Here is an 18,999-nt window from a genome sequence, read left to right as displayed (position 1 = left end):
GAACGGCCCCGTGTGTCACCGAGGTGCGGTCAGCTGGCGAAGTCCAGCAGCTGCTGGGCCCGGCTCGGGTGGCGCAGCTTGGACAGCGACTGCTTCTCCAGCTGCCGGATGCGCTCACGCGTGAGCCCCAGGTGCTTGCCGATCTCGTCGAGGGTGCGCGGCCTGCCGTCCATCAGGCCGAAGCGCAGCGACATGATCGTCGCCTCGCGCGGCTCCAGGTCCGACAGGGCGTTGCGCAGCTGGTCGGCCATGAGCTGGCGGTCGACCACCTCGGAGGCCTCCGAGGCGTCCACGTCCTCGATGAGGTCACCGATGCGGGTCTCGCCGTCCTCACCGATGGTGGAGTCGAGGCTGATCGGCTGGCGGGTGACCCGCAGCAGCTCCTCGATCTGGGCCGGGGTCTTGTCCAGCTCCAGGCCCAGCTCCTCGGGGGTGGGCTCGCGGCCCAGCGCCTGGTGCATGTCGCGCTCCAGGCGGCTCACCTTGCTGAGCAGCTCCAGGACGTGCACGGGCAGGCGGATGGTGCGGGCGGAGTCCGCGAACCCGCGCTGGATGGCCTGGCGGATCCACCACATGGCGTAGGTGGAGAACTTGAAGCCCTTGGTGTAGTCGAACTTCTCCACGGCGCGGATGAGGCCGAGGTTGCCCTCCTGCACCACGTCCAGCAGGGACATGCCGCGGTCGCTGTACTTCTTGGCCACGGAGACGACCAGGCGGAGGTTGGCCTCCAGCATGTGGGACTTGGCCTTGCGGCCGTCCTCGGCCACCCACTCCAGCTCGTCGCGCTCGGCGTCGGCCATGGGCACGGACGCGTCGACCTCGCCGTGCAGTCCGAGCCGGTACTCGGCGTAGAGTCCGGCCTCGACCCGCTTGGCCAGGTCCACCTCCTGCTCGGCGGTGAGCAGCTGACGCCGCCCGATCGCCTTGAGGTAGGTGTGGACCGAGTCGCCCATGGCGGGTGACTGGTCGTCGAGGTCGGCCTCGCCGGTCTCCGGGTCGGTGGTGTTCTGGTTGGTCTCGGTCTTCTTGGTGCGCCGCGTGGTGCGGGCCTTCCTCCGGGTGGAGGGGCCCTTGCGCGAGGCGGCCTTGCCGGTCGCGGCCTTGGGTGCCTCGTCGGTGTCGGGTACCGTCGCGATGAGAGTGTTTTCCAGCACGTCGTCCTCGGCGTCAGGGTCGGCCACCATCGCGGAGTCCTCGCCCCCGTTGGCGAGCCGGACCCCGTTCTCGGTGAGTTCACGCAGGATGGAGCGGCCGTCACTGGAGGTGACTCCGGCCGCGGAGAAAGCGGTACGTAGTTCTGAGAGGGACAGGTGTCCCTGGGCGCGCCCCTGGGTGATCAGGTCGGTCAGAGCCTCGTGGGCGGCACGGCCCTCGGTCGGAGCGTTGCCGTCGGGGACTTCGGCCTCGGGGCCCGAAGCGTCTAGGGCAGTGCTCGTCATGTGGGCACCTCCCTCCCTTCCAGGACGTGTGGCACGCGGCGGAGGGTTCCCGCCGACTGGTCGCGCCAATATGTCCAACGTGTCGGCGAGTCAAATGTTCCCTGTCTCGATTGGATATCGAACAGGGTGGTATGGATCACTGTCCCATGAGTGGCGGAGGACCGACCCATGCGGGTAATGGCGCCCGCTCGGTCCGAGTGCGAGAACCGCCGCGCGACAGGCGTTCCGGGCGCGGGGGAGGACGCAGGGGAGCGGACGTTGGGGTCGATGGCTGCCGCCAACCGCGGACCTCCTTGGAAGAGGGGCCGAAGAGACCGGATACTCAGGTAGACGCCAGGGAGCTTTCGGAAGTTCCCCGCCAACCGGACAACGTCTCCCGGGCCAGGGTCCCACGTGTACGGACCACACCGGTAAACGCGCCCTCGGCCCCCGGTGGGGCGGTGTTCCGGCTCCGACCAGCGGGGGCGGGAGGAATCCGCGCACCGGGTGATCCGGGGCGGCGGATCGGGTGGGGGACGGCCCTCGACCGGTCAGGGGGCGGGGCGGCGCAGGGTGACGAGGTCGGGCTTGCCGGAGGCGAGCATCGGCAGCGCGGAGCGCAGGTCCAGCTCCCGGGGGGCGGCGTAGGAGGGCAGCCGCTCCCGGACCCATCCCCGCAGCTGTTCCAGCGTGGGCGGGTCGTCGGGGTCGGCGGGCACCACGACGGCGCTCACCCGCTCGCCCCACTCGGGGTCCGGGCGGCCCACGACCACCGACTCCGCGATCTCGGGGCGGGCGGCCAGGATGGCGTTCACCTGGCCGGGCACCACCTTGTGACCGCCGGTGTTGACCACCTCGTCCATGCGGCCCAACACGTGCAGACGTCCCCCGGCGTCCAGGCGCCCCAGGTCGTTGGTACGCAGCCACGGGGCCCCGGCGTCGTCGCGGGCCATCCCGGCCCCGTCCCCGTCCCGGGCCCACCCCCGCTCCTCCGAACCCGGCGGCATCCGGTACCCGGTGAGCAGGGTCGGCCCGCCCAGCACGATCCGGCCGGGTTCACCGGGCTCGGCGCCGGAGATCCGGACCTCGACCCCGTCCAGCGGCACGCCGTCGTACACGCACCCGCCGCAGGTCTCGCTCATGCCGTAGGTGGTCACCACCCGACCGCCCGCGGCGCGGGCCGCGTCCAGGAGGGAGGGCTCGGCCGCCGCGCCGCCGAGCAGGATCGTGCCGAACGCCGACAGGTCGGCTCCGGCCGCCAGCAGTCGACGCAGCTGGGTGGGGACCAGCGACACGTGCGGACGCAGTTCGCGCGCCAGCTCCGCGACCGCGTCGGTGTCGAACGGGGCGTGCACCACCTCGCCCCCGGTGACCAGGGCGCGGATCATCACCTGGATGCCGGAGATGTGCCCGGCGGGGAGCACGCACAGCCAGCGGTCGCCCGGTGCGGCGCCGATCCGGGCGACGGAGGCGCGGGCCGAGGCGCGCAGGGCGGTCGCGGACAGCTCCACGCCCTTGGGCTCACCCGTCGAACCCGAGGTGGTGACCACCAGCGCCGCGTCCGGGCCCACGGGGGTGCCGTCGGGCAGGTCGGTCACGCCGTCGGGGGTGCGCAGCGACGAGGGCCGCATGGCGGTCAGCAGCGCCTCGGCACGCGGAGCGGGGGTGCCGTCGGGGATGGGCAGCAGCGCGGGTCCGGTCCCGTCCAACGCCCGCGCGAGCAGCTCGTGCATGTGGGCGGGGGTCAGACCGCGTACCGCCTGGAGGACGCGTTCGTCCTCGCGGCCGGGGACCTGGGACCGGGGTTCGCTTGCTTGTGCCACGGTGCTCCAGCGTACGCCCGACCGGGAGAGGGGGCGTCCGGCGGGGCCGGGCGCCGGGTGCGTGCCTGCCCGTCCCGGCTCGCCTGGCACAATGCGTAGGGTTGACGTCTGGGCGCGACGGCCACCCCGGCCGCGCCCACACCGTCCCCATCCCCGTGAGGAGAAGCAGAAGCCGTGAGCAGCGTGATCGACTGGCAGCGGTCGGGCGAGTATTCCGACATCATCTACGAGACCGCGGAGGGCATCGCCAAGATCACGATCAACCGCCCCGAGCGGCACAACGCGTTCCGCCCCCAGACGCTCTTCGAGCTCCAGACGGCGTTCGGCATCGCCCGGGACGACTCCAGCGTCGGCGTGATCATCTTCACCGGCGCCGGTGACCAGGCGTTCTGCTCCGGCGGCGACCAGAAGATCCGTGGCGACGACGGCTACATCGGCGACGACGCCGTGGCCCAGCAGGGCATCGGCCGCCTCAACGTGCTCGACCTCCAGGTGCAGATCCGCCGCCTGCCCAAGCCCGTGATCTGCATGGTCGCCGGGTGGTCCATCGGCGGCGGCAACGTCCTCCAGGTCTGCTGCGACCTCACCATCGCCGCCGACAACGCCAAGTTCGGCCAGACCGGCCCCAAGGTCGGCTCCTTCGACGGCGGCTACGGCGCCTGGCTGCTCGCGGAGACCGTCGGTCTGAAGAAGGCCCGCGAGATCTGGTACCTGTGCCGCCAGTACAGCGCCCAGGAGGCGCTGGACATGGGCATGGTCAACACCGTCGTGCCGCTGGCGGACCTGGAGAAGGAGACCGTCTCCTGGGCCCGCGAGATGCTGGACAAGTCCCCGCTGGCGCTGCGCATGCTCAAGGGCGCCATCAACGCCGTGAGCGACGGCGCCGCCGGGATGCAGCAGTTCGCCGGTGACGCCACGATGCTCTACTACATGAGCGAAGAGGCCCAGGAGGGTCGGGACGCCTTCAAGGAGAAGCGCCGTCCGGAGTTCGACAAGTTCCCGCGTCGCCCGTGACCGGCGCCTCGGAGCCTGCCCCGGCGGTGACCGCCGCCGGGGGGCGGGCCTTCGCCATCGGCCTGCGCAACCGCTTCCGGGGCATCACGGTCCGTGAGGGAATGCTGGTGCGCGGCCCCGCCGGGTGGGGCGAGTTCTCGCCCTTCGCGGAGTACGGGCCGCGCGAGGCCTCCCGCTGGTGGGCCGCCTGCCATGAGGCGGCCCACCGCCGCTGGCCGGAGCCCGTGCGCGACCGGGTCGCCGTCAACGTGACCGTGCCCGCCGTGGACCCCGAACGCGCCGCCGCGATCGTTTCGGCGGGCGGTTGCGCCACGGCCAAGGTCAAGGTCGCGGAGAAGGGCCAGGACTGGCGCGAGGACGTGGCCAGGGTCGAGGCGGTCCGCTCCGCGATCGGCCCCACCGGCCGGGTGCGGGTGGACGCCAACGGTGCCTGGGACGTGGACACCGCCGTGCGGATGACCCGCGAGCTGGACCGGTTCGACCTGGAGTACGTGGAGCAGCCCTCCGCGACCCTGGACGAGCTGGCGGCCGTCCGCCGCCGGGTCGACGTGCCGGTGGCCGCCGACGAGTCCGTCCGCCGTGCGGAGGACCCGATTCGCGTGCGCGCCTCCGAGGCGGCGGACATCGTCGTCCTCAAGGTGCAGCCCCTGGGCGGCGTCCGCGCCGCGCTGAGGGTGGCGGAGGCCTGTGGGCTTCCGGTGGTGGTGTCCAGCGCCGTGGAGACGTCGGTGGGCTTGGCCGCGGGGGTGGCCCTGGCCGCCTGCCTGCCCGAGCTCCCCTACGCCTGCGGGCTGGCGACCATGCAGATGCTGAACGCCGACGTCACCGCCGAGCCGCTGCTGCCCGTGGACGGGTTCCTCCCGGTCCGTCCGGCCGTGGTGGACGAGGCGGCGCTGGCGGCGGTCGAGATCGATCCGGGTGCCTGGCGCGCACGGGCCGAGGCCGCCGAGGCGGCGGGACGGACCCCCTCCGACCCGTCCTGACCACCGACGGGGCGCGGTGACCGGTGTCCCGGGTGACGTGCGTCCGACGCCTGTGGGCAGGAGATCACAGCCGGGATCGCTCGCCCTTCGGAACCGAACGGGGTTCACTGGAAGGTCCGGGCCCGTTCGACCGGGTCGCACCGCACGGGGATACTGGTACATACCTTGACGAACGAAAGACTCTGATGAATCCGTCTACCGCCCTGGCTCGGGTCCTCGTCGACGAACTGGCCCGCTGCGGGATGGTCGAGGCCGTCGTCGCTCCCGGATCGCGCTCGACGCCCTTGGCGCTGGCCCTGGTCGCCCACCCCGGCATCCGGGTCCACGTGCGTGTGGACGAGCGTTCGGCCTCCTTCCTCGCCCTAGGCCTGGCCCGCGCCTCGCGCCGCCCGGTGGCGGTGGTGTGCACCTCCGGCACCGCGGCAGCCAACTTCCACCCGGCGGTGCTGGAGGCGGACGAGAGCGGGGTCCCGCTGCTCGTGCTCACCGCGGACCGGCCCCCGGAGCTGCGCGGCACCGGCGCCAACCAGACGGTGGACCAGATCGGCCTGTACGGCGGTGCCGTGCGCATGTTCGCGGAGGTCGGCACCCCCGACCCGGCCCCGGGCATGGTGGCCTACTGGCGCTCCCTGTCCTGTCGGGCCTGGGCGTCGGCGACCGGAGGCCGCCCCGGCCCCGTCCACCTCAACGTGGCCTTCCGCGACCCGCTCACCCCGGACGAGCCCTCCGCCGCCCCGACCTGGACGGCGCCCCTGGACGGCCGTCCGGACGGCCGCCCGTGGATCTCGCGTCCCGGCCCGTTCACCGAACCCGCGCCGCTGGTCCTGCCGGACGTGGAGCGCGGCGTGATCGTGTGCGGGGACGGCGACTACGACCCCGTTCCCTTCCTGGCCCTGTCCGAGGTGACCGGCTGGCCCCTGCTGGCCGAACCCACCTCCAACGCGCGCCGGGCGGGCGCGGTCTCCACCTACCGGCAGCTGCTGGCCTCGCCGGGGTTCTCCGAGGAGCACACCCCCGAGCTGGTCGTGAGCGTGGGGCGGCCCAACCTGTCCCGCCAGGTCCTGGCGTTCCTGCGCCGCGCCGACCGCCACGTGGTGGTCACGGCCGGATCGCTGGGCGACCCGGCGGCGAGCCTGGCCGACGACTTCTCCGACCCCGCGCGCACCGCCACCGACGTGGTCGCGGCCGTGGCCCCGCCCGCCGGCCTGGACTGGGCGCACCCGCGCCGCACCGACTGGTCGCGCTCGTGGGAGCGCGCCGAGGCGGTCGCCCGCGAGGCCGTCGACGGGGTGCTGGACGCGGAGGAGACCCTGTCCGAGCCGCGCCTGGCCCGCGACCTCGTCTCGCAGCTGTCCGCGGGTTCGCTGCTGTTCGCCGGTGCGAGCATGCCCATCCGGGACCTCGACGCCACCATGGGCGCCCGCTGCGGGGTGCGCCTGGTCGGCAACCGTGGTGTGAGCGGGATCGACGGGACGGTGTCCACGGCGATCGGCGCGGCCCTGGCCCACCAGAAGGAGGGCGAGGGCCAGGCCTACGCCCTGCTGGGCGACCTCGCGATGCTGCACGACCAGAACGGCCTGATCATCGGCCCGGGCGAGCCCCGCCCCGACCTCGTGGTCATCGTCGTCAACAACGACGGCGGCGGCATCTTCTCGGGCCTGGAACAGGCGGGCCACCCCGACTTCGAGCGGGTGTTCGGCACCCCGCACGGCGTCTCCATGGAGCGGGTGGCGGCCGTGGCGGACCTGCCGTACACCCGGGTGGAGTGGGCCACCGACCTGCCCAAGGCCCTCCTCGGAGAGGGTCTGCGGATGGTGGAGGTCCGCACGACCAGAGCGGGCAGCGCGGCCCTGCGGCGCCGTATCCAGGACGCCGTGGACCACGCACTCGGCGCCCTGTCCTAGCGGGAGCGTCACACGAAGGGGGAGGCACGGAGCACCGTGCCTCCCCCTTCGCGCGCCGGGTCAGCGGTCCAGGATGTTCGTCAGGTCGAACTCCAACTTCAGCGGAACGGAGGTCCTGAGGGACTTCCGGTGGATGGTCGGCCTGCCGTAGTCGCCCGACGGGCTGGCGGGGTCCTTCTCGTACTCGTAGACCACCGCGTCGTTCCCGTCCTGCTCGACGCGCCAGTAGAAGCGCACACCGGCCCGCGCGTAGAGCTCGGGCTTGCGTTCACGGTCCCGTACCTCCGACTCCTTGGAGACCACCTCGACCGCCAGCTCCACCGCCTCCGGCGGGAACCAGGTCTGTTCCAGTTTCTGGAACGCGTCCGTACGGACCAGCATCAGGTCCGGCTCCGGCCGCTGCCGTTCGGAGAGTCTGATGGTGAACTCCCTCGCGACCCGCAGCCCGGCGGACACACACCGGTCGAGTTCACGTTCCAACAGTTTGAGTACGAGCATGTGGAACAGCTTCTGGGGGCTCACCAGTACCAGGTTTCCGTCGATGAGTTCGGTGTGCGGCGGAAGATCCGGGATACGGTCGAGGTCGTCAGCGGTGAAGCCGTCCTGCGGCGGCATGGGGAGGACCACGGTGTCCTCGAACTCTGGCGCTTGTTGCTCGGCCACTGTCGGAGCGGACATGTGACTGCCTTCGGTCGTCGGATCGTTCTTGTCGCTCACCGTAGCCATCCCCGCTGTCCCTGGTGTCGCTTTTCGCGATTGTTCCTACCCAGAGCATGCACCAGAACCCGGGGTCGCCGGTCGACCACGGGTCCGAGGACACGCCCGAGTCCCCCCGGGGGGTGGTGTCGAGGTCGGCGCGCGTCGTGACGGGTTCCGCGGGGTTCGACGGTCATACTGTCGGGACCGTCACGAGGGAGGGCGCGATGCGCGACGTGGTCTATTCGATGGGTGTGTCGTTGGACGGCTACATCGTCGGGCCGGACGGCTCCTTCGACTGGTCGGTACCGGACGAGGAGGTCTTCGCCCTCGCCACCGACGAGGTGCGCCGGGTCGGCGTCTACCTGCTGGGACGACGCCTCTACGAGACGATGGCCTACTGGGAGACCGTCGACCAGAACCCGGCACACGACCACTCGACGGTCGAGTTCGCCGAGATCTGGCGGGCGCTCCCGAAGGTGGTGTTCTCCTCCACGCTGTCCGAGGTACGCGGCAACACCCGTCTGGCGTCCGTCGGTCCGGCGGAGGAGATCGCACGGCTGAGGGCCGGTCCGGGGGAGGGCGACATCGCCGTCGGCGGCGCGACCCTGGCAGCCCAGGTGGCCGATCTGGGCCTGATCGACGAGTTCCGGCTCCGGGTGTACCCGGTGCTGGTGGGCGGCGGCATCCCGTTCTTTCCCCGGGGCGAGCGCCGGACGGATCTCCGGCTCGTCGAGTCCCGCACCGTCGGTGGGGGGATCGTCTACCTCCGCTACCGCGTGGCACGCTGACCGCGAGAGCGGAGGGACCGACGCCCCGCCGGAACGGTCCGGCGGGGCGCCCGTACCTAGCCGCGCTCGAAGTGGCGGCGGCGTTCGAGGTCGGTGACGGTGGCGGAGAAGGCCGCGAGTTCGGCGCGGCCCGCCGCCGCCTGGTTGCGCACCACCTCAGGGCCGAAGCAGGACCGGGCGATCTCGCTGTCCTCCCAGGCCAGGACGGCCTCCTCCAGGGAGGCGGGCAGGCGGGCGGCGCCGCTGGCCGAGGCGTCCCCCCGCGTGGGTTCGGGCAGGGGCAGTGCCTGGTCGATCCCGTACAGGCCCGCCGCGACGATGCCCGCCACGGTCAGGTGGGGGTTGGCGTCCCCGCCCGGCACCCGGAACTCGATCCGCGCGGACTCGCCCGATCCGATCACCCGCACCGGGCAGGTGCGGTTGTCCAGACCCCAGGTGACGGTGTTCGGCGCGTAGGCCTGCGGTGACAGGCGCTTGTACGAGTTGACGTTGGGCGCGTACAGCAGGGCGAAGTCGCGGGCGCAGGCCAGCTGCCCGGCCACGAAGTGCTCCATGTGCTTGGACATCCCGTACCGGCCCGCGCCGTCGTCGGCGAAGACCGGGTGACCGGTCCCGTCGCGCAGCGACAGGTGCACGTGGCAGGAGTTGCCCTCGCCGCCGTCGTACTTGGCCATGAAGGTCAGCGCTACCCCGGCCTGCGTTGCCAGCGCCCGGGCCCCCGCCTTGTACACGACGTGGTTGTCGCAGGTGCGCAGGGCGTCGTCGTAGCGGAAGACGATCTCGTACTGGCCGGGGTGGCACTCGCCCCGGGCCGACTCCACGGTCATCCCGGTGCGCTCCATGGCGGTGCGGATGCGCCGCATGAGCGGGTCGATCTCGGTGACCTCGGGCACCGCGTAGTCGGAGTTGAACCGGGTGGCGGTGGTCAGGTTCCGGTAGTCGGCCTCGAAGGCCTCCTGGTAGGAGTCGCGGAACACCAGGAACTCCAGCTCCGTCCCGGCCAGGGCGTGCCAGCCGCGCTCGGAGAGGCGGTCCAGCTGGGTGCGCAGCACCTGCCGGGGCGCCACCGGAACCGGGGTGCCCGCGGCGTCGCGGGCGTCCCCGAGGACCAGGGCCGTGCCCGGGTCCCAGGGCAGGTAGCGCAGGGTGCCGGGGTCGGGCAGCACGGAGAGGTCGCCGAGCCCTCCGTCCCAGGGGTCGACGGCGTAGCCGGGGCGCGCCTCCATCTCGACGTCCGTGGCGAGCAGGTACTGGCAGGCGTCGAAGCCGGTCTCCAGCGTCCGGGAGAGGAAGTCCCGGGGGTTGATCCGGCTGCCCTGCACCCGGCCCTGGAGGTCGGGCAGGGCCACGATCACGTCGGTGATCGCGCCCGACTCCACGTCGGCGCGCAGGCGGTCGAGGGGCACCGGGAAGGGCGGCGGCGGTGGGGCGGGCGGCAGGGTCTCGGTCAGGGGCGGCAGTCCGCCGCCGACGAGCGGGTTCACCGGGCCTCCCCGGCGCTGGTCCCAGGGGCTCGGTACAGCGGGTTGGGGACGGGCGGCGCGTCCAGGTGGAACTCCGCGTCGCGTTCGGCCCGGTCGTGGTAGCCGTCGCCCAGCAGGCGCTCCCGGTTCAGGCACACGCGCTCGTACTCGGGCGCGAGCAGGTCGAACATCGCGAAGCGCGCGGCCAGCTCGGGGAACTCCTCCTGGTAGCGGGTGACCTCCGCGCGCACCAGGTCCCAGAACCGCTCCTCCGGCACGTCCAGGTGCTCCTGGACCAATGGCGCGAGGTAGCGGAAGTGGCCGACGAACAGGGACTTCGCGACCGAGGAGGTGAGCTCCCGGGCGTCGAAGCGCATGAGCACGCCCAGGGTCTCCCCGGGCAGGTCCGCGTACTCGGGCAGGTCGGTGTCCAGGAGCTTCATGTCGTCCACGAAGTCCTTGACCGCGAGCCGGACCGGGCGGTCGTGCCCGTCGTGGACCACGATCGCGTTCTCCCCGTGCGGGTTGAAGGCCAGCCCGTACCGGTAGAGCAGGTGCAGGATCGGCGGCAGGAGGGCCGCGAAGAGCGCGCGCAGCCACTCCTCGGCTCCCAGGCCGGAGCGCTCCACGAGTTCGGTGACGAGGGCCCGCCCCTCGCCGTCCACGTGCAACAGCGCGGCCAGGGTACGGGCGCGCTCACCCGGGTCGAGCCGTTCGGTGACCGGTTCGCGCCACAGGGCGCCCAACAGCTGGCGGTGCCGGTAGGGGGCGTCGGGGATCTCCTCCAGCACGGGGTGGCGCACGGCCACCGCCGCGACCTCGCCGGGCAGCACCACGCGGCAGCGCTCGGAGAGGAAGGGGTCGCGGTCGCGCAGGGCGTGCACCCACCCGGTGCTGGCGGGCGCGGCCCGGCACAGCTCGGTGGGGATGCCCCGGTAGACCATCGTGTTGAGGATGGCCAGCGACAGCTTGACGTTGAGCCGGTCGGGACGGCCCAGGTTGGTGAAGGTGCGGATGGACTGCTGCGGCAGGTAGTCGTCGTCCGCCTCACCCAGCGGCACGACGAGGCGGTGGGCGATCTCGGCGGCGAACAGCGGCACGACCACCTCGTCCCACTGCCAGGGGTGGACCGGAAGCCACACGAACTCCGTCGCGGCGGACCCGGAGCCCCGCAGGGCCCGCTCCAGGCGGTCGGTGAACACGGAGGTCAGCTCGGGCCCCAGCTCACGCGCGCGCAGGGCCTCCTGGTCCAGGCCCGGGACACCGTGGTGCTCGGCCAGGGAGGGGTGCACGGCGATCCAGGGCATCCGCGCGGGCCGCCGGGCCTCGGGAGGGAACAGGGCGCGGTCCCGAGCGGAGAAGCCGACCCGGCCCTTGTTGGCGAAGATCCACGGGTGTCCGGTCTGGTGCCCCTCCAGTTCGGCGTGGGGGAGCTCGGCCAGCGCGGCGCTGGTGGTGCGGGAGGAGGCCAGGCGGGCGTCCCCGCTGAGGGTGGCGGTGAGCTCCCCGACGGTGAACGCCTCCACGGCCGGGTCGACGATCCCGGCCGCGCCGAGGTCGCGCAGGAGGGTGAAGGGCCCTGCGGCGGTCCGTGTGCCGTCGGCGGCCTCGCGCTCGACGGTGCCGGGACGGACCCGCCAGCCGTCCATGGTGGTGCGCCGCCCCTCGAACACGTAGGCGGCGCCGGGGTGCACGCGGGCCCGCCACCGAGCAGGGCCCTCGGGTTCGGGGCGCAGGGCGTACTCGAAGCAGAGTTCCGCGAGCATCTTGGCGGCCAGGCGGTCGCTGGCGCGGTCCCAGTGTTCGGCGGTGAGCTCAGGGGGGACCGGAAGCGGGTCCGGGGAGGCGGCCGGGTCCCGGGGCCGGGCCGGAGCCTGGGCACGGGTCGGGTTCTGGGTGGGCATAGGCGGGTTCTCCGGGCTGGTGGTGGTCACGGCTGGGCGAGGGGGTTGTCGACCAGCCCGTGCATGACGTCGAACTCGGCGTCGCGTTCGGCGCGCTCGTGGAAGCCGCCGCCCATCAGCTGTTCGCGGTTGAGGGCGACCCGGCCGACCCTGGGCGCGAGGAGGTCGAACATCGCGAAGCGGTCGGCCAGTTCGGGGAAGCGCTCCTGGTAGGCGAGGACCTGCTCGCGGGCGAGCCGCCACAGCCGCTCCCCGGGTACGCCCAGCTGGCGTTCGACGATGTCGGCGAGGAACCGCAGGTGGCCGGCGCAGATCGCGGACAGCACCGAATGGGCCAGCTCCTCGGGCTTCCACCGGTGCAGGACCGAGCGCACGTGGTCGGGGATCTCGGCGTACTCGGGCAGGTCGAAGGGGAGGAGTTCGACGTCGGAGCCGAAGTCCTTCAGGGCGACGCGTACGGGGGTCTCGGCGCTGTCGAAGACCAGCACGACGTTCTCGCCGTGGGGGGTGAACGAGGCCCCGTAGCGGTGCAGGTAGTGCAGGACCGGTGGGAACAGCGCTCCCAGGAACCGCTCCAGCCACACCTGCGGCTCCAGCCCCGAGCGCTCGACCAGCTCGGTCACCAGCGCCCGCCCGTCGGAGCCCTCCAGGAGCAGACAGGCCATGGTGCGGGCCCGCTCCCCGGGGGCGAGGTGGCCGTGGATCGGCTCGCGCCAGATCGTGCCCAGGAGTTCGTGGAAGCGGTAGGGGGCCTGCGGCATTCGGTCGAACACGGGGTGGGGGACGGTCGCTGAGGCGCGCTCCGCGAGCATGATCACCCCGGTCTCGGTGAAGTACGGGTCGCGCTCGGCGAGCGAGCGCAACCAGGTGCTGGTGTGCGGGGCGCACCCGGTCTGGGTCCCCGAGAGTCCGCGCCACACCAGGGTGTTGCGGATCATCAGCGGCACCTTGACGTTGAGGCGGTCGGGCCGGTCCAGGTTCATCAGGGTGCGGATGGACTGGAAGGGGCGGTAGCGGTCCCGGCTCAGGCCGAGCCGCACCACCCGGCCGAGGGCGATCTCGGAGGCGAACAGCGGGGCGACCACCTCGTCCCACTGGAAGGGGTGGACCGGCATCCAGAGGAAGGCGTCCGGGTCGCCGCCGCGCGCCCGCACGGCCGCCGCGAACCCGGAGCGCTGGTCCTCGTCGAGTTCGCGTGCGAGCAGGCCGTGCCGTTCGGTGTCGGCCATGGACTGGAAGCCCCCGAGGTCGGGGTGGACCGCGATCCACACGAGGTGGAACGCAGCCCGGGCCTCGGGGGTGTAGCGGGCGGCGTCGGCCGCGGAGAACCCCAGGCGGCCCTTGTTGACGAAGATGCAGGGGTGGCCGGTCTGGTGTCCCTCCAGGTCCTCGTACGGGAGGTCCGCGAGATCGGCGGCGCCGAGGGCGGAGGAGATCAGCCGGGCGTCAGCCGCGTGCGTGGCCAGGAGGTCTCGGACCACCTCGGCCAGGGAGTCGCCGGGCAGGCCCACGGTGGCCTGCGCGTCGGTGACGAACAGGGAGGGGTCCCAGGCGGGCTCCTCACCCTCCCGGGTGCGTCGGACCAGCGAGTCGGGGTCGACGTGCCAGGAACCGAACCCGCCCCGGCGCGCGGTGAAGACGTAGGAGACGCCGCCGTCCACGGCCAGCGTCCAGGCGGGGGAGGATCCGGGGACGGCATCGGACGCGGCCTCGGGAACCACCATCTCCTCGTAGGCCATCTCACCGACCATGTGCGCGAGCAGGCGCCGCCCGGCCCGGCGCCAGGTCTCGGCGTCGGTGGTGGCGGGGTCCGCGGGATCGGTGGTGGCGGGTGCGGTCTGGGTCAAGGGGTTCCCTTCCGTCCGGTGGTCGGTCGGTGTGGTGGACTGGCTGGTCACCGGCGCTCCTCGCCCGGCACGCCGAAGGTCTGGTAGGCGGTGCGCTCGGGGAGCCGGTACACGGTGCGTCCGGTGAGGCTGTTGAGGATGGTGGCGGCCCTCCAGGCACCCAGCCCCAGGTCCGGGGAGCCGACGCCGTGGGTGTGCAGCTCGGCGTTCTGCACGTGAACGGGGGCGGACAGCGCGGGGTCGGTCTCCAGTCGGTGGTCGGGGCCGACCACGTGGCGCCCGCGCGCGTCCGTGCGCAGGAACTTGGCCACGGGCGCGAGGAATGCGGGTGCCCGCTGGACGTACCCCGAGGCGGCCACCACGGCGTCGGTGCGCACGGTGAACGCGCGCCCCTGCTCACGGTGGCGGAAGCGCAGTTCGTAGCCGTCCCCCTCGGCGCGGGCGCCGACGAGCTCGCACTGGGCCGCCAGGGACGCGCCGACCTCGCCGCCGCCGATGCCGCGCTCGTAGAGCACGTCGTGGATCTCCGCGATGGTGTCGGCGCTGACGCCCTTGTAGAGCTGCCACTGCTCGGGCACCAGACGGTCCCGTACCGGCTCCGGCAGGGCGTGGAAGTAGGCCGTGTAGTCGGGGGTGAAGTGCTCCAGGCCGAGCTTGGAGTACTCCATGGGGGCGAAGGCGGGCGAGCGGGTCAGCCAGCGCACCCGGGTGTCGCGGTGGTCGGGGGAGCGCAGCAGGTCGAGGAAGACCTCGGCGCCCGACTGTCCGGAGCCGATCACGGTCACGTCGCCCGCCCCGGCCAGCGCGGCCGTGTGGTCGAGGTAGTCGGCGGCGTGCAGGACGCGTGCGCCCTCCAGCTCGCGCAGGGGTTCGGGCAGCACCGGGGCGGTGCCGATCCCGAGCACCAGGGCGCGTCCGCGCACGGCCTCACGGGAACCGTCGGCCCGGGTGTACTCGACGGTGAACACGTCGTCCTCCGCGCGCACCGAGGTGACCTCGGCGTCGAAACGGCAGGAGTCCAGGCTGCGGGCCACCCACCGGCAGTAGTCGTCGTACTCGCGCCTGGGCACGTGGAAGTGCTCGGCGAAGTAGAAGGGGAACAGGCGGTCGTGTTCGCGCAGGTAGGAAAGGAACGACCACCGGCTGGTCGGGTCCACCATGCTCACCAGGTCCGCGAGGAAGGGCACCTGGAGGCGGGCCCCCTCCAGCAGGAGCCCGGGGTGCCAGGAGAAGTCCGGGCGGGCCTCCAGGAAGCGCGCGGACAGCCCGGGGACCGCGTCGGAGAGGGCGGCCAGGGCGAGGTTGAACGGGCCGAGACCGACCCCCACGAGGTCGTGGACGCGGGGGCCGTCGTGCGGGTGGGTCAACGGGACTCCTCGGGGACGGTCCGCTCGTCGGCGCCCGCCTTGGCCACCTCGTCGAGCAGCGCGGCGGTGTCGTCGGCGGTCGTGTCGGGGTTGAGCAGGGTGAGCTTGAGCCACACCCGTCCGCGCACGGCCGTGCGGCCGACCACGGCGCGGCCCCGTTCGAGCAGGTGGCGGCGCAGGCGCGCGTTGACGGTGTCCGAGTGCTCTCCGGCGCGGTAGCGGAAGACCACCGTGGTGAGGCTGGGCGTGGCCAGGAGTTCGAGCTCCGGACGTGCGGTGACCAGGGCGGCGGTCTCCAGGGCGAGGTCGTGGCAGGCCTCGACGAGTCGGCCGAGCCCGTCGGTGCCCAGGGCGCGCAGGGTGACGGCGATCTTGAGGACGTCCGCCCTGCGGGTGGTGCGCAGCGAGTACCCGAGCAGGCTCGGGTAGCCCGCCTCCTCGTCGTCGGCGGGGTTGAGGTAGTCCACCGAACGTGACAGGGGTGCGAACAGGGCGCGCTCGCGGGTGAGGAGCACTCCGGCGGCCACCGGCTGCCAGCCGAGCTTGTGCAGGTCCAGGCTGACCGAGTCGGCGTTCGCGATCCCGGTGAGCAGGGCGCGCAGACGCGGGGAGAACAGTGCGCCGCCACCGTAGGCGGCGTCCACGTGCAGCCACACGCCGGACTCCCGGCAGACACGGGAGACCGCGTCGAGCGGGTCGACGCCGCCCAGGTCGGTGGTGCCGGCGGTGGCGACCACGGCCACGGCCGTGTCGCCGTCCGCGCGGACGCGTTCGAGGGCGGCGCGCAGTGCCTCGGGCCGCATGCGGTGCCGTTCGTCCACCTCGACGGTGACCACGGAGTCCTCGCCCAGCCCGAGGAGGGCGGCGGAGCGCTGCACGGAGAAGTGCGCCACCTCCCCGCACAGCACACGGGGCCGGGCCGTCCCGGAGGTCCCGGTCAGCCCGTGGCGGCCCGCTCCGGGCAGGGCGTGGTCACGGGCGAGGAGCAGGGCGGTCAGGTTGGACTCGGTGCCGCCGGAGGTGATCACGCCACCGGCGCCGGACCCGTCGTAGCCGACCAGTCCGGCCAGCTCGGCCACCACCTCGGTCTCCAGGGCGGTGGCGGCGGGTGCCTGGTCCCAGGAGTCCATGGACTGGTTGAGGATCGAGGCGACGGTGTCGGCGGCGACCGCGACGGCCAGGGGCGGGCAGTGCAGGTGCGCCGCGCAGTGGGGGTGCGCGGGGTCGGCGGCGCCGAGGGCCAGGGCGTGGGTGAGGCGTTCCAGCACGGCCTCGGCGGAGACGTCGGGTTCGGGGAGGAGGGGGCCCAGCGCCGCGCGGACCCGCTCGGCCACCTCGGCGGGGCCGTGCGCGGGCAGCGGGCCGCCTCGGAGGGAGGCGGCGCTGGCCAGCGACTCGGCGGCCCTGCCCACGAGGGCGGCGACCGTGGCGGGCCCGCCGGGGGCCCCGGCCAGCCGTGAGGCGAGGAGGGGAACGGGCGGGTCGGTCTCGCTGTCACCGGAGGTGCTCATGGTCAGAGTCGAGTCACTCTGTGTGATGGGCATGGGTGTCGGGCTCCTGTGGGTCCGGGTGCGGAACGCGCGGGGCGGGTGGGGGTGCGGCGGCCGTTCCGGGGTGCTGCCGTGCCGGACGGTTCGGAGGAGGAGCCGCGGTGTCGGGCGCGCGCCATCGGTGGACGGTGCGGGCCGGGTCGAGTGGGGTGGGGTCGGAGCGCGTTCCCGGTCAGGGGCGCAGGGGCAGGACCAGACCGTGGTGCCTGCGCCATCCCGGGTGCGGGGCGACATCGCCCACGTGCCGCCAGTCGTTGGCGAGGAAGAGTTCCAGGGCGCGGGTGTTGCCCTCGGCCACCAGTGCGGCGGCCCGCTCCTCCCGGCGGCCTCCCATCAGCAGGGTCAGGGCCCGGCGGGCCACACCTCGGCCGCGGAACCGGTCGTGGACCAGGACCTCGCACAGGGCGAGGGTACGGCCGGGGTGCTCCCGGGCGGTCTCCTCGGCGTCGACGCCGGGCCGGGGCTCGAACCCGTCCCACCAGCCGGTGGTGGCGGGCAGGGTGTACCCGTAGGCGAATCCGGCCAGCTCGCCGTCGACCCGGCAGGCCGTGAGGCGGAAGCCCGGCCGGGAGGCGCTGAACGCGAGGCGTTCCCCGAAGGTGGGGTCCCGGTGGTCGGGCAGGTGCAGTGAGGCGGCGTAGACCGTCTCGTAGGCCTCGACCCAGGGTTGCGGGTCTGCCTGGACGTCGTGGCCCCGGAGGTTCTCCAGGTGCCACTGGACGTCCGGTGCTGGTTCGGCCGTGGGAGCGGGTGTCACGGGCATCGGGGGCGTTCCTTCGTCGGGTCCTCGGGGTGCCGCGGGGGAGTGGGGTGTGTCGCCGGAGCGACTGTGGTGTTGCGGTTACGTGATGTGGCCGGGTTCAATTAGGGCAGGCTAACCTAATCAAGTCAATGCCCGGATGGAGTGCTCAAGTTCACGTTTGCGGGCGGGTCCGGCGGGTGTCGACGGTCCGCCGCGGAGCCCCCGGATGCGCCAGGAACGCGGGCATCGCGAACTCGTGGCCGTAGGCGCCCGCGTTGGGGAAGACCAGCACGTCACCCGCGCGCAGCGCACCCACGCGCACGTCCCTGGCCAGCACGTCCTCCGGCGTGCACAGCTCTCCCGAGACCGTCACCGAGACCCCCTCCACACCGGGGCGCGGCAGGTCCCGGGGCCAGTCCCCGCCCTCCACGACCGCGAAGTTGTGCCTGATCTCCCAGGAGGTGGGCAGCTGGAACTGGTTGATGCCGCCGCGCACCACCGCGAAGTGCTCGCCGTAGGCCGACTTCACGTCGGTCACCCGCGCCGCGTACCAGCCGGTCGGCGCCGCGATCCATCGACCGGGCTCGAACACCACCTCCACACCCGGGTCGGGCAGCGCGGCCAGGGCGGCGCCCAAAGCGGTGAGGTCGAACTCGCCGTCACCCTCCTCGAAGGGAACGCCGAGCCCGCCGCCCACGTCCACCACGCGCAGGTCCACGCCGTGCCGCCTGGCCGTCTCCGCCGCCCACTCCAGGCACCAGAGCACGTAGGCGGCGTGCGCCACGGCGTCGGTGTTGCCGCTCACCGCGTGGACGTGGAACCCCACCAGGTCCAGCTCGGGCAGGGACATCGCGGCCGCCACCGCCTCCGGTACACGGGGCTCCGGCAGCCCGAAGGGGCTCGGCGCCCCGCCCATCACCAGGGACCCGCTCACCGGTACCCGCTCGGGGTTCACGCGCAGGGTGACCGGGAGCACGACGTCCGCCGCCCGGGCAGCGGCGGCGGCCCGGCGCAGCTCCAGTTCACTCTCGACGTTGACCACCACGTCGGCGCCCCGCTCGGCCCGCAGCCGGGCCAGACCCGACAGCATCTCCGGGGTCTTGCCCGGACCGCTCACCGCGATCCGCTCGCCGGGCTCGGCGCCCCCGTCGACTCCTTCGCGCCGGTCACGTTCGCGCAGTGCCGCCAGCGCCGTGCGGGCCTCGCTCAACGACGCCGCCTCGAAGCCGTCCACGGCCTCGGACAGGTGGGAGAGCACCGGGGCGAACCCGTTGGACTTGACCGCGAAGTACACCCGGGCCCACTCCGGCAGGGCCGCGCGCAGGGTCCGCGCCCGGTCGGCGGCCAGAGCGGGGTCGTAGACGTACCCGGAACCGGGGGAGTCGGCCAGTTCCAGGGCGGCCACGCGGACCGCCTCCGGGAGGGCGTCGGGGGACAGGGCGGGGGTGTGCTCGAAGGAGCGGGGCGGTTCCATGGTGGTGGTGCCCTTTCGGCGTG

General features: G+C 73.2%; 14 protein-coding genes. 4 read left to right on the top strand and 10 right to left on the bottom strand.

From position 1 onward, the window contains the following. Positions 1–29: 29 nt before the first annotated feature. Both AC0VYL_RS15480 and AC0VYL_RS15475 read right to left on the bottom strand, forming a co-directional pair. Positions 30–1,439, bottom strand: coding sequence for an RNA polymerase sigma factor (locus AC0VYL_RS15480; protein ID WP_475453657.1), 1,410 nt, complete (start codon positions 1,437–1,439; stop codon positions 30–32). Between the two features lie 530 nt (positions 1,440–1,969). Then, positions 1,970–3,151, bottom strand: coding sequence for an AMP-binding protein (locus AC0VYL_RS15475; RefSeq protein ID WP_475483522.1), 1,182 nt, complete (start codon positions 3,149–3,151; stop codon positions 1,970–1,972). 264 nt (positions 3,152–3,415) lie between these two features. Between AC0VYL_RS15475 and menB the strand changes: the two genes are divergently transcribed. From menB to menD, 3 genes are all read left to right on the top strand, one after another. Continuing rightward, a complete protein-coding gene (gene menB, locus AC0VYL_RS15470) occupies positions 3,416–4,255 on the top strand; it encodes a 1,4-dihydroxy-2-naphthoyl-CoA synthase (RefSeq protein ID WP_475453655.1) in 840 nt (279 codons plus the stop codon). Continuing rightward, a complete protein-coding gene (locus tag AC0VYL_RS15465) occupies positions 4,252–5,238 on the top strand; it encodes an o-succinylbenzoate synthase (RefSeq protein ID WP_475480563.1) in 987 nt (328 codons plus the stop codon). Before menB ends, AC0VYL_RS15465 begins: the two co-directional genes overlap by 4 nt. 185 nt (positions 5,239–5,423) lie before the next feature. Beyond that, entirely contained in the window at positions 5,424–7,142 is a 1,719-nt protein-coding gene (gene menD / locus AC0VYL_RS15460) for a 2-succinyl-5-enolpyruvyl-6-hydroxy-3-cyclohexene-1-carboxylic-acid synthase (RefSeq protein ID WP_475480562.1), read from the top strand. Positions 7,143–7,202: 60 nt separating this feature from the next. On the opposite strand, the gene AC0VYL_RS15455 is transcribed toward menD, so the two are convergent. Further along, on the bottom strand, positions 7,203–7,820 hold the full coding sequence (locus tag AC0VYL_RS15455; protein WP_026129323.1) for a Uma2 family endonuclease: 618 nt from the start codon (positions 7,818–7,820) through the stop codon (positions 7,203–7,205). A gap of 245 nt (positions 7,821–8,065) precedes the next feature. Between AC0VYL_RS15455 and AC0VYL_RS15450 the strand changes: the two genes are divergently transcribed. Next, positions 8,066–8,629, top strand: a complete 564-nt coding sequence (locus AC0VYL_RS15450) for a dihydrofolate reductase family protein (protein ID WP_475480561.1) — start codon at positions 8,066–8,068, stop codon at positions 8,627–8,629. Between the two features lie 56 nt (positions 8,630–8,685). On the opposite strand, the gene AC0VYL_RS15445 is transcribed toward AC0VYL_RS15450, so the two are convergent. From AC0VYL_RS15445 to AC0VYL_RS15415, 7 genes are all read right to left on the bottom strand, one after another. Continuing rightward, a complete protein-coding gene (locus tag AC0VYL_RS15445) occupies positions 8,686–10,113 on the bottom strand; it encodes a glutamine synthetase family protein (protein WP_475480560.1) in 1,428 nt (475 codons plus the stop codon). Next, on the bottom strand, positions 10,110–11,996 hold the full coding sequence (locus AC0VYL_RS15440; protein ID WP_475480559.1) for an IucA/IucC family protein: 1,887 nt from the start codon (positions 11,994–11,996) through the stop codon (positions 10,110–10,112). The genes AC0VYL_RS15445 and AC0VYL_RS15440 overlap by 4 nt, the downstream gene beginning before the upstream one ends. A 26-nt stretch (positions 11,997–12,022) precedes the next feature. After that, positions 12,023–13,843 (bottom strand): IucA/IucC family protein, encoded by a 1,821-nt coding sequence (locus tag AC0VYL_RS15435; protein ID WP_475480558.1) that lies wholly within the window; start codon positions 13,841–13,843, stop codon positions 12,023–12,025. A 47-nt stretch (positions 13,844–13,890) separates the two neighbouring features. Beyond that, positions 13,891–15,210, bottom strand: a complete 1,320-nt coding sequence (locus AC0VYL_RS15430; protein WP_475480557.1) for a lysine N(6)-hydroxylase/L-ornithine N(5)-oxygenase family protein — start codon at positions 15,208–15,210, stop codon at positions 13,891–13,893. After that, complete coding sequence (locus tag AC0VYL_RS15425) at positions 15,207–16,754, bottom strand: pyridoxal phosphate-dependent decarboxylase family protein (RefSeq protein WP_475480556.1); 1,548 nt, start codon at positions 16,752–16,754, stop codon at positions 15,207–15,209. The genes AC0VYL_RS15430 and AC0VYL_RS15425 overlap by 4 nt, the downstream gene beginning before the upstream one ends. A gap of 178 nt (positions 16,755–16,932) precedes the next feature. After that, the gene (locus AC0VYL_RS15420; protein WP_475453639.1) at positions 16,933–17,523 is read right to left on the bottom strand and encodes a GNAT family N-acetyltransferase; all 591 of its coding nucleotides are present in this window, start codon (positions 17,521–17,523) and stop codon (positions 16,933–16,935) included. 151 nt (positions 17,524–17,674) lie between these two features. After that, entirely contained in the window at positions 17,675–18,976 is a 1,302-nt protein-coding gene (locus AC0VYL_RS15415) for an alanine racemase (protein WP_475480555.1), read from the bottom strand. Positions 18,977–18,999: the final 23 nt, after the last annotated feature.

Source organism: Nocardiopsis sp. iso_238, from assembly GCF_056173325.1.
The sequence above is the reverse complement of the archived record's forward strand: the minus strand, read 5'-3'. Positions and strand labels throughout refer to the sequence as shown.